Genomic DNA, 13995 nt, shown 5'->3' on the forward strand with positions numbered 1-13995 from the left:
TCGGATGTTGTGTGACCCTGCCGGCCTGTCCCGAGATCTTGAATATCGCGCCTGACAAAGCCCGGGTGTCGTTTTGCCAGAGGAGACAACCTAAAGCTTTTGCACACCATGCATGGTCAGGGTGCTCACCAGATCGGCATAATCCTCGCGGGCTTTGGTGCCTGCGCCGGTGTTCCACATGTAATACCAGTTCAACATGCCAAAGACTGACATCGTCGCACCGCGAAGCTTGTCCTTGGCGCCGTCAAAGGATCCGGGCGACATTTCCAGAAGTATGTCGCGTACAAAGTTCACCAGATCAAGCTGATAGCCCCGCAGACGTTTTTGCTGTTCTTCGGTCAATGCGCTCATGCCGCTGATCTGAACCCGGTGCTCGTCATCTGCACCTTGATAGGCAAAAAGGATCTCGCGCACTGCTTTGCGCAATTTCTGTTCGGGGCTAAGGCCGTCCAGATCAACATTGCAAATCCGGTCCCGCAACTCACGCAGGTACGTTTCAAGGATGTCATACAGGATGGCATCCTTGCTGTCATAGTAGTGATATATGTTTGCTTTCGATATCCCGCATTCTTTGGCCAAAAGGGTCATCGAAGCACGGTCAAATCCCTGGTCGGCAAACACTTTTGCCGCCATCTTCAGGATCTGTTCCCGCTTTTGGTCGTGGTCTTTGGCAATTGTCCGGGCCACGGCTCAGTCCTTATCGCGATTGTCTACAACGCGCTTCGCCTTGCCCTGAGAGCGTTCGACGTCGCCGGGGTCACCTACTACAATTTCGGTTGAAACGCCAACGACGTCCTTGATTCGCTTGGTCAGCATCCGTGCAGCGGCTGTTTTCGACAGCTCGTCGGTGGAATCTGGGGAAGATTCAACAAAGACCCGCATGGCGTCCATGCGACCGGATTTGTAGAGCTCGATCTGGTAATAGGGGGCAAGACCGCCCGTTGCCATGACCTGTTCCTCGATCTGGCTGGGGAAGACGTTGACGCCGCGCAGGATCATCATGTCGTCACTGCGACCGGTGATCTTTGCCATCCGGCGCATGGACCGCGCTGTCCCTGGCAGCAGGCATGTCAGATCGCGTGTGCGATAGCGGATCATCGGCAACCCTTCTTTGGTCAGTGTCGTGAACACCAATTCTCCGGTTTCGCCATCGGGCAGGACTTCCCCGGTAACCGGGTCGATGATTTCCGGCAGGAAATGATCCTCCCAGATCACAGGTCCGTCTTTGGTTTCAACGCATTCATTGGCGACTCCGGGGCCCATGATCTCGGACAGACCATAGATATCGACGGCGTGCATGTCGAAGGCTGCCTCGACCTCGGCCCTCATCGCGTCAGTCCAGGGTTCCGCACCAAAAACACCAACCTTCAGCGAGCTCTCACGTGGGTCGAGACCCGCCTTGTGGAACTGTTCAAGGATATTGAGCATGTAGGAGGGTGTGACCATGATCCCGTCAGGCCGGAAATCATTGATCAGGTTGACCTGCTTTTCGGTTTGCCCGCCCGACATCGGGACGACGGTCGCGCCAAGGCGTTCGATCCCGTAATGGGCACCTAGCCCACCGGTGAACAGCCCATAGCCGTAGGCATTGTGCACCATGTCGCCCTTGCGCAGCCCAGATGCCCGCAGAGACCGCGCGCCAAGATCAGCCCAATTGTCGATGTCATTCTTTGTGTAGCCAACCACCGTCGGTTTGCCTGTCGTGCCGGAGGACGCGTGCAGGCGAATTATCTCGCTACGCGGAACTGCAAACAAGCCAAACGGATAGTTGTCGCGCAGATCGTTTTTGTACGTGAACGGAAACTTTGACAGATCCGAAAGCTGCTGAAGATCGTCAGGATGCACGCCAGCCTCGTCAAAGCGCTGTTTGTACATCGGAACGTTTTCATAAGCATGACGCAAGGACCACTTCAGACGCTCAAGCTGTGTGGCGCGAATTTCGTCGATCGAGGCGATTTCGATCGGGTCAAGGTCCGCTTTGTTGGGGGAAAGGTCTTTCATCGCGTAACTCCTCCAGTCACGAAACTATTCTTGAAAATTCTGGCCGCCAATGGTGCGGGACATGCCGCGAAACTCAGCGATCAGAGTATCGTCTTGATTGATGACGCGGACGTCGTAGATGCCGCTGCGACCGGACAGGTTCACTTCTGTCGCGGTAGCAGTCAGGCAGTCACCTTTCCGTCCCGGTGCAAGATAGCTGACCATCGTATGCTGCGCTACAGTTGCAACATTCCGGCTGTTGCAGGCAAAGGCGAAAGCACTGTCAGCAAGAGCGTGCGTGACTCCGCCATGGCAAATACCATGTCCGTTGCAGTGATGCGGCGCAACAGTCAGGGACAGGACTGCGTGCCCTTCATCGACCTCGACAAGCTCCATCCCGAACCATTTACTGGCTTCGTCATTGGCCCACATCGCTGCCGCGGATTTTTGGGCGCGTTCTTTTGGGGTCATCATCATCATCTTCCCTGAAAATGCGGTGTGCGTTTTTCGAGGAAACTGGACACGCCTTCGGCGTAATCAGCACTTTCCCCGCAGGTTTTCATTGCGTCCGCTTCAATTTCAAGCTGATCGGACAAGGATGTGGTGGCTGCTGTTTGAATGCACTGCTTGGTCAGGCCCAACCCAAGGGTGGGGCCGTTGGCAAGTTGCGCGGCAAGAGCGCGTGCTTCGGTCATCAGCTGATCATCGGGCAACGCTTTCCAGATCAACCCCCAGTCTTCGGCCTGCTTGGCGGTTAGGGGCAATGCTGTCAGGGCCAGCCCCTTTGCGCGCGCCTCGCCCAACAATCGGGGCAGGTGCCAGCTGCCGCCTGTGTCCGGAATCAGCCCGACCTTAGAAAAGCTTTGAATGAACTTTGCGCTTTCCCCGGCCAAAACCATGTCGCAGGCCAGTGCAAGGTTTGCGCCCGCGCCCGCGGCCACGCCGTTTACGGCACAAACAACCGGGAAATTCAAAGACCGGATCAGTCTCACCAGAGGGGCATAGAAAGTGCGTACAGTTTTGCCCAGGTCGGGCGGGCCATCCATTTTCGAGGGATCGCGGTCTCCAAGGTCCTGACCCGCACAAAAACCGCGCCCTGCGCCGGTCAGCAAAATCGCGCGGGCACCATTTTCGCGCGCGCTCTTCAGCGCGTCGTGAAGGGCAAGATGCATCTCCTCATTGAACGAGTTCAGCTTGTCGGGGCGGTTCAGGGTTATTTCAACCCAGTTTCCGTGATCATGTACAAGGATCGTATCGCTCATGGCTGTCTCATCTGTTCCCGTGACAACTTAATCATTGCATTAACCGAACGGTTGGTCAATATATAAACCCGAACCGAATCTGGACTGATCAAAGGGATTGCAAATGCCGCAACCGTCGCTGGTGAGTGTTGACTTTAAGGGCGACGTGGCCTGGGTCACGGTCGACAACCCGCCGGTGAACGCAACCTCGACGGGCGTTCGGCAGGGTCTGGCCGACGCGGTCGACGCAGTTCAGAAAGCTCGGGTTGCCGTCCTGTGCTGCGCCGGTCGGACATTCATCGCGGGCGGTGATATGTCCGAGTTTGACGCGGCTCCGGTTGAGCCGCATTTGCCTGATGTTGTTCAAAAAATCGAAGACAGTAATGTGCCGTTTATCGCCTGTATGCACGGCAACGTGTTGGGTGGCGGGTTTGAAATTGCCATGGCCTGCGCGTGGCGGGTCGCAGCGCCGGGCACCTGCTTTGGGCTGCCGGAAGTCAATGTGGGCCTGATCCCGGGGGCGGGGGGCACGCAGCGATTGCCGCGCCTTGTTGGAATGGAAGCGGCGGTCGACATCGCCTGTTTGGGAAAAATCCTGAAAGCCGAAGAAATGGCCAATCTCGGAGGAATTGACCTGATTGCCGATAACCCAATGTCGGCTGTTCTGGATTTTGTCGCCAACCTGCCAAAGCGCCCGGCACCTGTCAGTCAACGGCCCGTTGGCGATGTCGTGTCTGACCTTCTGGAGACGAGCCGTCAGGCTTTGAAGAAACGCGCCAGGGGTCAGCAATCACCGCTGGAAAACCTAACTGCGCTCAGCTGGTCGTCCGAACCCTTTGCTGTCGCACAGCCGAAAGAGCGTGCGCGCCATCTGGCACTGCGTCAAAGCCCTGAAAGCCGCGCCCTGCGATACGCCTTTTTTGCCGAGCGCCAGGTGGTCAGACCTTCGATGATCGCAGGTGACACCCCGCGCGATATCAGCCGGATCGCAGTTGTCGGTGGCGGGTTGATGGGGGCAGGGATCGCGACCGCTGCCCTGAATGGCGGTCTTTCGGTCACTCTGATCGAGAGGGATATGGAAGCAGCGGCCGCAGCCCATGATCGGGTTGAGGGGCTGTTAAAGGGGGCAGTCAAGCGGGGCAAGATGTCCGAAGCACAGCTGCAGGAACGCCTTGCCGCGTTTTGCGCCGTGGACAGCTACTCCGAAGCTGCGAACGCTCAGCTGGCTATCGAGGCTGTGTTTGAAGACTTGTCGGTCAAGCAACAGGTTTTTGCAGAATTGGCCAGCCATATGCAGCGTGACGCGATTCTGGCCACGAACACGTCGTACTTGAGCCCGGTCGAGATCTTCGCAGGTATCGAAAATCAATCGCGGTGCATTGGTCTGCACTTCTTCAGCCCTGCCCATGTCATGAAGCTGTTGGAAGTCGTGCATACGCCGCAAACTTCGCCCGAAGTTGTCGCTACCGGGTTTGCGCTTGGAAAAAGGCTTCGCAAGGTTTCTGTCCTGTCGGGCATCTGCGATGGTTTTATTGGCAACCGGATGTTGGCTGCGTATCGGCGCGAGGCTGATTATTTGCTGGCGGATGGGGCGTTGCCTTATCAGGTGGACCAGGCAATGCGAGCTTTCGGGATGCCCATGGGGCCTTACGAGCTGCAAGATCTGACAGGCCTCCAAATCGCCTGGGCCAACCGAAAACGCAATGCCGCAACCCGCGACCCGAACGAACGCTATGTGACGATCGCTGACCAACTTTGCGAGATGGGTCGTCTTGGCCAACGCACAGGCAAAGGATGGTATCGCTATGAAGTGGATCATCGCGAACCGATCCGCGATCCCGAAGTGGAGGCGTTGATCGAGTTCTACTCGGCTGAACAGGGCATAACGCGGCGGGCATACGCGCAGGACGAAATCGTGTCGCGCATCTTGGCGGTGCTGGCCAACGAGGGCGCGTTGATCATTCAGCAGGGGATCGCCGAGTCCGCGGAAGCCGTCGATATGGTTCAAATTCACGGCTACGGCTTTCCGCGCTGGCGCGGCGGGCCGATGAACTATTGCAAGGAAATCGGAACCAGCACGTCGCAGGCAATGATGGAAGCCGTTGCCAAGGAAAGCCCCGGTTCATGGCACGTCGCGGGATGTATTGAAAATAATTAACATGTTGATGGTTACAAAAGTGACCATTAACGCATTCTTGACTCATGTTTCACAGGGAGGAGACAGAACTATGAAATTCACCAGGTTGAGCACACTTCTTGCCTCAGCTGCGCTTGCCGTTTCAGGTACAGTGGCGCTTGCAGCAGACTATACGCTGACCATTTCCAGCTGGGCCCCGCCGACCCATGGCATCAATGCCAAGATGTGGCCGAAATTCGTCGAGATGATCGAAGAGGCCACCGGTGGTCAGGTCACCGCCGAGCTGAAGTTGGGCCTTGCCCCGCCCCCCGCGCAGATGGACCTGATCATGGATGGTGCTGCAGATGCCTCGATCATATTCCACGGCTATCAGCCGGGTCGGTTTGTCACCACCAAGATGATCGAACTGCCCGGATATGAAGGCTCGGCCGAGGCTGCGTCGGTCGCATATTGGCGCGCATATGACACACATTTGAAGGCGGCGGACGAACACCGTGGTGTGAAAGTGATCGCCTTGCACACGCATGGTCCGGCTCAGCTGCATTCCAGCAGCCCGGTGACGTCGCTGGACGAAGTCTCGGGCCTCAAGGTTCGCATCCCCGGCGGTGTTGGCGGTGACGTGGGCACGGCGTTGGGTGCAACCGGTATCCAGGTTCCTGCACCGAAAGTGTATGAAACTCTGGCCTCCAAGGCCGCAGACGGCGTCGTCATGCCCTTTGAATCCCGCAAAGGTTTCAAGCTGACGGAAGTGGCCCAGAACGTTTATGAGGTCCCTGGCGGCCTGTATCGCGGTTCTTTTGCCTTTATCATGAACGAGGACACCTTCGCTGACTTGCCCGCCGATCTGCAGGCAGCGCTGGAAGAAAACGTTTTCGGAGAACCGCTGAGCCGCGAGATTGGCAAGATCTGGGATGAGATCGATGCGATCGGCCGGGAAGAAACCGAAGGCACCGAAGGCAACGCGATCCATGCCGCATCCGCTGAAGATCTGGAAAAGTTCAATGCGATTGCTGCGGATGTACGCGCCAAGGTTATCGACGAAGTCAATGGCACAGGCATCGACGCCCAGGCCGCCTATGACATGATCGTAAATGAAATGGCTGCGCAATAACGCAGACTGGCTGGCGGACGCGATCCGCCGGCCGATTTCACCCGCTGGGGACCCGTTATGCAATCTCTCGTGACCTTTGCGCGTCGCGTCAGTATCGTGCCTACGCTGCTGGCCTGTGCCGCGCTGTTCATCTTGATGGTGATGACTTTCTTTGATGTCATCCTACGATCTGTATTCAATGCCCCGATCGAGGCGGCCACGGAACTGACCCGGATCCTGATGGCCGTCCTCGTGTTCTCGGTCTTGCCGATGATCTCAGCAGGCAAGGGTCAAATCGCTGTGGATCTGACGGATGGGCTGTTTTCACGCCTGCGGTTAAGTCGGGTACGTGATGCGATTGTATATCTGTTCTCTGGCATCATGCTTTTTTGGCCGATTCAGCGTGTTTGGGTATTGGCTGAACGTGCGCGGGATTACGGGGACGTCACGGAATATCTTTCGATCCCAGTCTTCTATGTAGGCTGGTTCATCTCGGGGTTCATAGCGATCACCGCTGTTGCAATGATCATCACCGGCTTCTTGCACTTCTTTGCCCCCCATACCTTGTCGGAGCACCCCCAATGACCGCTGCGCTGATCGGTTTTGTTCTTGTTCTTGTTCTTGTGCTGGTGCGCTTGCCTATCGTGTTTGCAATGGGATTGGTCGGAACGCTTGGCTTTGCCTATGAACGCGGCGGCAGCATTCTGTCCGAGCGCGGGTTAAAGGCCGCGATGTCGATGGTGGGTCGTCAGATCACCGACACCGCGCAGGATTACGGTCTGTCGGTCGTCCCGCTGTTTATCCTCATGGGCTTGTTCGTGAATAAAGGTGGGCTTGCGCGCGAGCTTTACGCAGTTTCAAACGCTTTTCTGGGCCATTTCCGGGGCGGTATCGCCATGGCGACGGTTGCGGCATGCGGAGGCTTTTCAGCCATTTGCGGCTCGTCTCTGGCAACGGCGGCCACCATGTCCAAGGTCGCAATGCCGGAAATGCGCCGCTATGGCTATTCCGACGAGCTGTCGACGGCATCGATTGCAGCGGGCGGCACACTTGGTATCCTTATTCCGCCGTCGGTGATCCTGGTTATCTACGGACTACTGACCGAAACCTCGATTGGGAAACTTTTCGTTGCGGGTATCATTCCCGGCCTGCTTGGCATTCTGTTCTACTTGCTCGCCGTGCGCTGGACAGTCGCGCGCAAGCCCGAGTCGGGACCGGCGGGTGAACGTCACGGCTGGTCCGAGCGTTTGTCGGCGGTGCGCTCGGTCTGGGCCGTATTGCTGCTGTTCTTTCTGGTTATTGGCGGATTGTACGGAGCTTTCGATTTTCATCCGCTGAACCTGACCTTCAGCCCGACCGAGGCGGCAGGCATGGGCGCAATGGGCGCTTTCCTGATCGCTCTGTCACGAGGCGGGCTTACTTTGGGGTCGACGTTTGAGGTGCTGAAGGAAACCGCCTATACCGCAGCGGCATTGTTCTCGGTTCTGATCGGGGCACAGATCTTTTCGAACTTCATCAACCTTGCCGGTCTGCCCGAAGCGCTCATCGCATTGGTTACGGCCTATGACGTGGAACCTTTTGTGGTGATCCTGATGATCCTTGGGATCTATGTCATTCTCGGATGTGTCTTTGAATCCCTGTCGATGCTGCTGCTTACGGTTCCGATCTTTTTCCCGTTGGTCACATCGTTGGGGTATGATCCGATCTGGTTCGGCATTGTTGTGGTTGTCGTGACCGAGATCAGCCTGATCACTCCACCCGTCGGCTTGAATGTCTTCATTCTGAAAGGCGTGGTCGGAGATGTGTCAACAGGAACAATCTTTAAGGGTGTCACTCCGTTCTGGGTGGCGGATATCTTCCGGCTGGCTCTGATCGTTCTGGTGCCATGGTTGGTGTTGGTTCTACCTGAACAAATGGGGGCGATGGGGCACTGATGTTCTCTCTGACCGCGCTTCCAGACGGGTTTCACACAGATCCCTATCCTGCCTACGCTGCGCTGCGCGAAGATGCACCCGTCTGCTGGCAACGTGACGGATCGGTTATCCTGTCCCGATACGAGGATCTGGACCTTGTTTACCGGGACACGTCGCGATTCATATCGGACAAGAAAGCGGTATTTGGTCCCAAATTCGGGGTCGACAGCCCCTTGTATGAACACCACACCACCAGTTTGGTGTTTAATGACCCGCCGCTGCATACCCGTGTTCGCAAGGTGATGGTTGGCGCGATGAACCCGCGCGCGTTGGCGCAAATGGAACCGGGTCTGATCCAGCTTGTCGATGGGCTGCTGGACGAGATGCTGGTCAAGGGCAACGTCGAACTGATCGAGGATTTTGCCGGAGCAATCCCGATCGAGATCATCGGCAATCTGCTGGGTATACCACGATCCGAACGCGGGCCACTGCGCGATTGGTCTCTGGCCATTCTTGGAGCGTTGGAGCCGCAATTGACGCCAGAGCAGGAAGAGTGGGGTAACCGCTCGGTCTCGGATTTCAAGGACTTCCTGCGGCATATCATCGAGGATCGCCGCGCCAACCCCGGGGACCCGGCAACGGATGTCCTGACCCGGCTGATGCAGGACGACACGGATGGTGGCCTGACCGAGGTCGAGCTGTATCAGAACTGCATTTTCATCCTGAATGCGGGTCACGAGACCACAACAAACCTGATCGGCAACGCATTGGACCTGTTGGACCGGCACCGCGCCAAGCGGGCGGAGTTACTGGCCGACCCGGATCTGATCGGTTCGGCCGTGGACGAGTTTCTGCGGCTGGAAAGCCCGAACCAGTTCGGTAATCGTCTGACCACCGTTGATGTAGTATTCCACGGTCAGACCATTCCGGCAGGTACTGATGTTCATCTGTGTATCGGCGCGGCCAACCGTGATCCACGGCAGTTTGACCGGCCCGACGAGATGATCTTGGACAGACGCCCGAACAAGCATCACGCTTTTGCCGGAGGCCCCCATACTTGCGTCGGTCTGACCCTCGCGCGTCTGGAGGGCCGGGTGGCTGTGGGCCGGTTTCTGGCCCGTTTTCCAGACTATCGCATCACCGACGGCGCCGAACGGGGCGGGCGCATCCGGTTTCGGGGGTTTGCACGAATACCCGCGCGGGTCTGAAAACCCTGGCTTGGGAAAATAGCTTGGTAATTTATTGACCGACCGTACGGTTTAAAATATGATTTCGCAAGACCGGCCTGTGGCAACGCGGGGATCGCGACCTAGATGAGGAGACGCTCATGACTATCCAACAGATTTCCAGCTTTGCAGCCGGTGAGTGGGTTTCGCCCGGCGAGGGTGCCCGCGCAATAACAAGCGCTGTGACCGGCGAGGTTATCGCCGCAGCGGGTAACAGCGCGTTGGATGTCCAGGGGATGTTGGACTATGCGCGCAATGTTGGGGGGCCGGCACTGCGCAAAATGACGTTCCATGAACGGGCCAAAATGCTCAAGGCGCTGTCTATGCATTTGGGCCAGCACAAGCAGGCCATGTATGATTTGTCTTTCAACACTGGTGCGACGCAATCGGATCATATGATTGATATCGACGGCGGCATCGGAACGATGTTTGTTTTTGCCGCAAAAGGCCGTCGTGAAATGCCGGATGGACATGTCTATCTGGACGGTGAGGTCGAGCAGTTGTCGCGAAAGGGTACTTTCCTGGGGCAGCACATCTGCACCCCGTTGCAAGGTGTTGCAATTCATATCAACGCGTTCAATTTTCCGGTTTGGGGGATGCTGGAAAAGCTTGCTCCAACCCTTCTGGCGGGCGTTCCGGCGATTGTAAAACCAGCCACGAGCTCGTGTTATGTGACCGAACTGTGTGTTCGGTTGATGCTTGAGTCCGGCATCTTGCCAACCGGCGCATTGCAGTTGGTCTCGGGTGGTTTGGGTGACATGCTGGACCGTCTGACCATGCAGGACGTGGTCAGCTTTACCGGATCTGTCGATACAGCCCTGAAACTGCGCTCCAACCCGGTGATCCTTGAGAACTCGGTACGGTTTGTAGCGGAACAGGACAGTCTGAACTGTTCGATCCTTGGCTCCGATGCCGCGCCGGGCACGCCGGAATTTGACCTCTTCGTGAAGGAAGTCCAGCGTGAGATGACCACGAAGGCAGGGCAGAAATGCACCGCAATCCGTCGGATCATCGCGCCCGAACCGCAGGTACAGGCGGTAATCGAGGCGCTGTCGGCGCGACTGGCGAAAACAACCATTGGCGACCCAAGGCTGGAAACCACCCGCATGGGTGCTTTGGTTTCGAACGGTCAGAAGCGAGATGTTCTGGAAAAGGCCGCTATCCTTGGGCAAGAGGCCGAGCGTGTCTTCGGCAACCCCGATGATTTCGCGGTTGAAGGCGCTGATGCCGAAAAGGGTGCGTTCCTGCCGCCCATGCTCTTCCACTGCGCCAATCCTGACGCGGCGCAGCGCGTGCACGACACCGAGGCCTTTGGTCCGGTCAGCACAGTGATGGGGTATCGCGATCTTGACCATGCCATCAAACTGGCGAACCGGGGGCAGGGCTCTCTGGTGGCATCGGTGATCACCCATGATCCCGACGTGGCGCGACAGGTTGCCATGGGATCAGGGGCTTATCATGGGCGTCTGTATTTCAACAACCGTGACTCGATGAAGGAATCCACCGGTCATGGCTCACCTCTGCCGCACATGGTTCATGGCGGTCCGGGTCGCGCCGGTGGCGGCGAAGAAATGGGCGGGGTACGGGGCGTGAAACACTATATGCAGCGCACCGCCATTCAGGGTTCGCCCGATCTGCTGACAGCGATTGGTCGGAAATGGGTGCCCGGCGCGACCGAAGTCGAAGGCCCTGCTCACCCCTTTACCCGCCGGTTTCACGATCTGTCGATTGGCGAGACCCTTCACACGGCGACAAGAACCATCACCATGGAGGACATTGAACACTTCGCCAACTTCACCGGTGATACCTTCTATGCGCATATGGATCAGGCAGCGGCGGAACGTAACCCGTTCTTCCCGGGCCGGGTAGCACATGGGTACTTGCTGTTGTCTTTCGCAGCCGGATTGTTCGTCGAACCGAACGAGGGGCCGGTTTTGGCAAATACCGGTCTTGACGGGCTGCGCTTCATGAAACCGGTCGAGGCTGGCGACACCATCAAGGTGCGTTTGACGGTCAAGCACAAGACCAAGCGCAATGATGACTACGGCGAGGTTCGCTGGCACGTTACCCTGACGCAGCAGGATGATGAGATGGTCGCAGAATATGAGTTGCTGACCATGGTTGCCTACTAGGCAATGGTGCAGGTGCGCAGGGGCTGGATGGCATTTCCCTCCGGCCCGATTATACTGTGCTTATGAAAGATACGGCCCCAGAATGGTTCGAAACCTGCGTCAGCCAGTTGACTACAACTGGCACGCAACGTGTTTGGTCTGTTTTGGTCACGATTTTCGGTGATCTGGCCCAGAGCGGGTCTGACCAGGTTAGTGGCGCGCTGATCACAGCGCTGACCAACCTTGCTGGGATCAAGGCAGAAGCCACGCGTGTTGCGCTGCACAGGCTGCGCAAGGAAGGCTGGATCGAAAGTACGCGGGTCGGGCGAAACAGCGTTCACAGACTGACCGAATTTGGCCGCAGTCAAAGCGCCGCCGCCGCCCCGCGCATCTATTCCCGCGAGACGAATACGCCAGAAATCTGGCATATGCTTATCGCCAGCAACTCGGAATGTTCGCGAAAAGAGCTGGCAGATCTGATGCTGACCGGAGATTATATTTCAGTTAACCCCACAACAGCCATGTCGGCAGGCCCCGTCCCCGAGAACCTTGAAGAACTGCTGGGTGTTGAAAGCAGCGCCATTTCAGTTCCAGGCTGGCTGTGCGACCTTTGTGGCCCTGAACCGTTGAAGTCAGCCTATGATCAGTTCTTGCACTCCATTCAGATCACCGAGCAACTGTTGCCTGTCGATGGCGTCGGCGATCCGCTGAAAATAGCGGTGCTGCGCGTATTGATTGTGCATGGGTGGCGTCGTTTGGTTCTACGCCATCCATCCCTGCCCCCGGCCTTTTTGCCTGCTGATTGGAAAGGCACGGAGTGTCGCGCGGCGGTGTCCCGATTGCTGGGACAATTGCCCAAACCGGATCTTGCCAAACTGGAATCTGCGGTGGGTTGTTAACTCTTTTCTTGCCGTGTCCGGGGATGGCGCTCTTGGGCGTTGGAAGACGGATGTGAAAGAAGGACCATTTTATGTTACAGAAAACTTATATGAGCGATTACATGGTAACATAATGCTTGCGCCGAATCGATTGAGCATTTATTAACCGACCAGACGGTTAATGACTTGTGTTCCAATGGGAGACCCAATTGATGGATGCCTTCATCTGCGACGCAACCCGCACCCCGATTGGGCGGTATGGTGGTGCGCTTTCATCGGTTCGCACGGATGATCTGGCGGCTATCCCGCTAGCGGCCCTGATGGCGCGCAACCCGCAAGTCGACTGGACCAGTGTGGATGACGTCATTTTTGGCGATGCCAACCAGGCAGGAGAGAGCAATCGCAACGTTGCCCGGATGGCAGCCCTGCTGGCCGGATTGCCGACGGACGTGCCGGGAACAACGATAAACCGATTGTGTGCCAGTGGCATGGATGCTGTCGGAATGGCGGCGCGGGGCATCAAGGCAGGCGATTATGATCTTGCTGTCGCAGGTGGCGTGGAAAGCATGTCGCGCGCACCGTTTGTGATGCCCAAAGCGACGGCGGCGTTTACGCGCAGCAATGCGGTTTACGACACCACGATTGGCTGGCGCTTTGTGAACCCAAAGCTAAAGCAGCAGTATGGCGTCGATTCCATGCCGCAAACTGCTGACAATGTGGCCGAGGACTACGGGATCAGCCGTGAAGACCAGGACGCCTTTGCCGCGCGCAGCCAGGCGCGATGGGCTGCGGCCCACGCGGCAGGCGTGTTCCACGAGGAAATCACACCGGTTACGATTCCACAGCGCAAAGGCGATCCGATTGTTGTCGATACGGATGAACACCCTCGCCCGGGAACCACAGCGGAAAAACTCTCGGGCCTCGTGGGTGTGAACGGGCCGGACAAAACAGTGACCGCAGGGAACGCCTCGGGTGTGAATGATGGTGCAGCCGCGATCCTGATGGCGAACGAAGCGGCAGCGACAAAGAACGGCCTGACCCCGATTGCCCGTGTGGTTGGCATGTCCGTCGCGGGCGTCGAGCCGCGGGTCATGGGTATTGGTCCGGTTCCTGCCAGCCGAAAGGTTTTGGCACGCTCCGGGCTGAGCATCGACCAGATGGATGTGATCGAGTTGAACGAAGCTTTCGCGTCGCAAGGTCTGGCTACACTGCGAGAGTTGGGCCTGCCTGATGACGCCGCCCATGTGAACCCGAATGGCGGTGCAATCGCCCTTGGTCATCCATTGGGAATGAGCGGCGCCCGACTTGTGTTGACCGCAGCGTACCAACTGAAACGCACCAAAGGGCGCTATGCGCTTTGCACAATGTGCGTCGGCGTCGGGCAAGGCGCTGCACTTGTTCTTGAACGCGTGTAACGGA

12 protein-coding genes are annotated in these 13995 nt (G+C 57.4%); 8 read left to right on the plus strand and 4 right to left on the minus strand.

The genetic code is table 11. The features are described 5' to 3' along the window. Window positions 1-90: 90 nt before the first annotated feature. From I9188_RS17265 to paaG, 4 genes are read right to left on the minus strand one after another with little or no spacing between them, the layout of a single operon-like run. A complete protein-coding gene (locus tag I9188_RS17265; protein ID WP_209507546.1) occupies window positions 91-687 on the minus strand; it encodes a TetR/AcrR family transcriptional regulator in 597 nt (198 codons plus the stop codon). A gap of 3 nt (window positions 688-690) precedes the next feature. Then, window positions 691-2001 (minus strand): phenylacetate--CoA ligase PaaK, encoded by a 1311-nt coding sequence (gene paaK / locus I9188_RS17270; protein ID WP_209507547.1) that lies wholly within the window; start codon window positions 1999-2001, stop codon window positions 691-693. Window positions 2002-2025: 24 nt separating this feature from the next. Beyond that, window positions 2026-2451 carry a hydroxyphenylacetyl-CoA thioesterase PaaI gene (paaI, locus tag I9188_RS17275; RefSeq protein ID WP_209507575.1) on the minus strand — a complete coding sequence of 142 codons (426 nt, stop codon included), beginning with the start codon at window positions 2449-2451 and terminating at the stop codon, window positions 2026-2028. A 5-nt stretch (window positions 2452-2456) separates the two neighbouring features. Next, the gene (gene paaG, locus I9188_RS17280; protein ID WP_209507548.1) at window positions 2457-3242 is read right to left on the minus strand and encodes a 2-(1,2-epoxy-1,2-dihydrophenyl)acetyl-CoA isomerase PaaG; all 786 of its coding nucleotides are present in this window, start codon (window positions 3240-3242) and stop codon (window positions 2457-2459) included. 103 nt (window positions 3243-3345) lie between these two features. On the opposite strand from paaG, the gene I9188_RS17285 reads away from it, so the two are divergent. The 8 genes from I9188_RS17285 (at window position 3346) to pcaF (ending at window position 13991) form a co-directional block, all read left to right on the plus strand. Next, window positions 3346-5379: an FAD-dependent oxidoreductase gene (locus I9188_RS17285; protein ID WP_209507549.1), complete on the plus strand. Its 2034-nt coding sequence runs from the start codon at window positions 3346-3348 to the stop codon at window positions 5377-5379. Between the two features lie 70 nt (window positions 5380-5449). Continuing rightward, entirely contained in the window at window positions 5450-6469 is a 1020-nt protein-coding gene (locus tag I9188_RS17290; protein ID WP_209507550.1) for a TRAP transporter substrate-binding protein, read from the plus strand. Window positions 6470-6526: 57 nt separating this feature from the next. After that, window positions 6527-7033 carry a TRAP transporter small permease subunit gene (locus I9188_RS17295; protein ID WP_209507551.1) on the plus strand — a complete coding sequence of 169 codons (507 nt, stop codon included), beginning with the start codon at window positions 6527-6529 and terminating at the stop codon, window positions 7031-7033. Next, window positions 7030-8382 carry a TRAP transporter large permease gene (locus I9188_RS17300; protein ID WP_209507552.1) on the plus strand — a complete coding sequence of 451 codons (1353 nt, stop codon included), beginning with the start codon at window positions 7030-7032 and terminating at the stop codon, window positions 8380-8382. The genes I9188_RS17295 and I9188_RS17300 overlap by 4 nt, the downstream gene beginning before the upstream one ends. Then, the gene (locus tag I9188_RS17305) at window positions 8382-9569 is read left to right on the plus strand and encodes a cytochrome P450 (RefSeq protein WP_209507553.1); all 1188 of its coding nucleotides are present in this window, start codon (window positions 8382-8384) and stop codon (window positions 9567-9569) included. The genes I9188_RS17300 and I9188_RS17305 overlap by 1 nt, the downstream gene beginning before the upstream one ends. Before the next feature lie 119 nt (window positions 9570-9688). Then, a complete protein-coding gene (gene paaZ / locus I9188_RS17310; protein ID WP_209507554.1) occupies window positions 9689-11719 on the plus strand; it encodes a phenylacetic acid degradation bifunctional protein PaaZ in 2031 nt (676 codons plus the stop codon). Between the two features lie 62 nt (window positions 11720-11781). After that, complete coding sequence (locus tag I9188_RS17315; protein WP_209507555.1) at window positions 11782-12597, plus strand: PaaX family transcriptional regulator C-terminal domain-containing protein; 816 nt, start codon at window positions 11782-11784, stop codon at window positions 12595-12597. A gap of 191 nt (window positions 12598-12788) precedes the next feature. Further along, on the plus strand, window positions 12789-13991 hold the full coding sequence (gene pcaF, locus I9188_RS17320) for a 3-oxoadipyl-CoA thiolase (RefSeq protein ID WP_209507556.1): 1203 nt from the start codon (window positions 12789-12791) through the stop codon (window positions 13989-13991). Window positions 13992-13995 lie beyond the last annotated feature (4 nt).

Source organism: Ruegeria sp. HKCCSA071 (assembly GCF_017872555.1).
Taxonomy (GTDB): Bacteria; Pseudomonadota; Alphaproteobacteria; order Rhodobacterales; family Rhodobacteraceae; genus Ruegeria.

What these genes read in the sequence shown, in the direction of transcription:
- paaK (WP_209507547.1), bottom strand. Translation starts at nt 2,001, where the DNA reads ATGAAAGACCTTTCCCCCAACAAAGCGGACCTTGACCCGATCGAAATC.
- paaI (WP_209507575.1), bottom strand. Translation starts at nt 2,451, where the DNA reads ATGACCCCAAAAGAACGCGCCCAAAAATCCGCGGCAGCGATGTGGGCC.
- paaG (WP_209507548.1), bottom strand. Translation starts at nt 3,242, where the DNA reads ATGAGCGATACGATCCTTGTACATGATCACGGAAACTGGGTTGAAATA.
- I9188_RS17285 (WP_209507549.1), top strand. Translation starts at nt 3,346, where the DNA reads ATGCCGCAACCGTCGCTGGTGAGTGTTGACTTTAAGGGCGACGTGGCC.
- I9188_RS17290 (WP_209507550.1), top strand. Translation starts at nt 5,450, where the DNA reads ATGAAATTCACCAGGTTGAGCACACTTCTTGCCTCAGCTGCGCTTGCC.
- I9188_RS17295 (WP_209507551.1), top strand. Translation starts at nt 6,527, where the DNA reads ATGCAATCTCTCGTGACCTTTGCGCGTCGCGTCAGTATCGTGCCTACG.
- I9188_RS17300 (WP_209507552.1), top strand. Translation starts at nt 7,030, where the DNA reads ATGACCGCTGCGCTGATCGGTTTTGTTCTTGTTCTTGTTCTTGTGCTG.
- I9188_RS17305 (WP_209507553.1), top strand. Translation starts at nt 8,382, where the DNA reads ATGTTCTCTCTGACCGCGCTTCCAGACGGGTTTCACACAGATCCCTAT.
- paaZ (WP_209507554.1), top strand. Translation starts at nt 9,689, where the DNA reads ATGACTATCCAACAGATTTCCAGCTTTGCAGCCGGTGAGTGGGTTTCG.
- I9188_RS17315 (WP_209507555.1), top strand. Translation starts at nt 11,782, where the DNA reads ATGAAAGATACGGCCCCAGAATGGTTCGAAACCTGCGTCAGCCAGTTG.
- pcaF (WP_209507556.1), top strand. Translation starts at nt 12,789, where the DNA reads ATGGATGCCTTCATCTGCGACGCAACCCGCACCCCGATTGGGCGGTAT.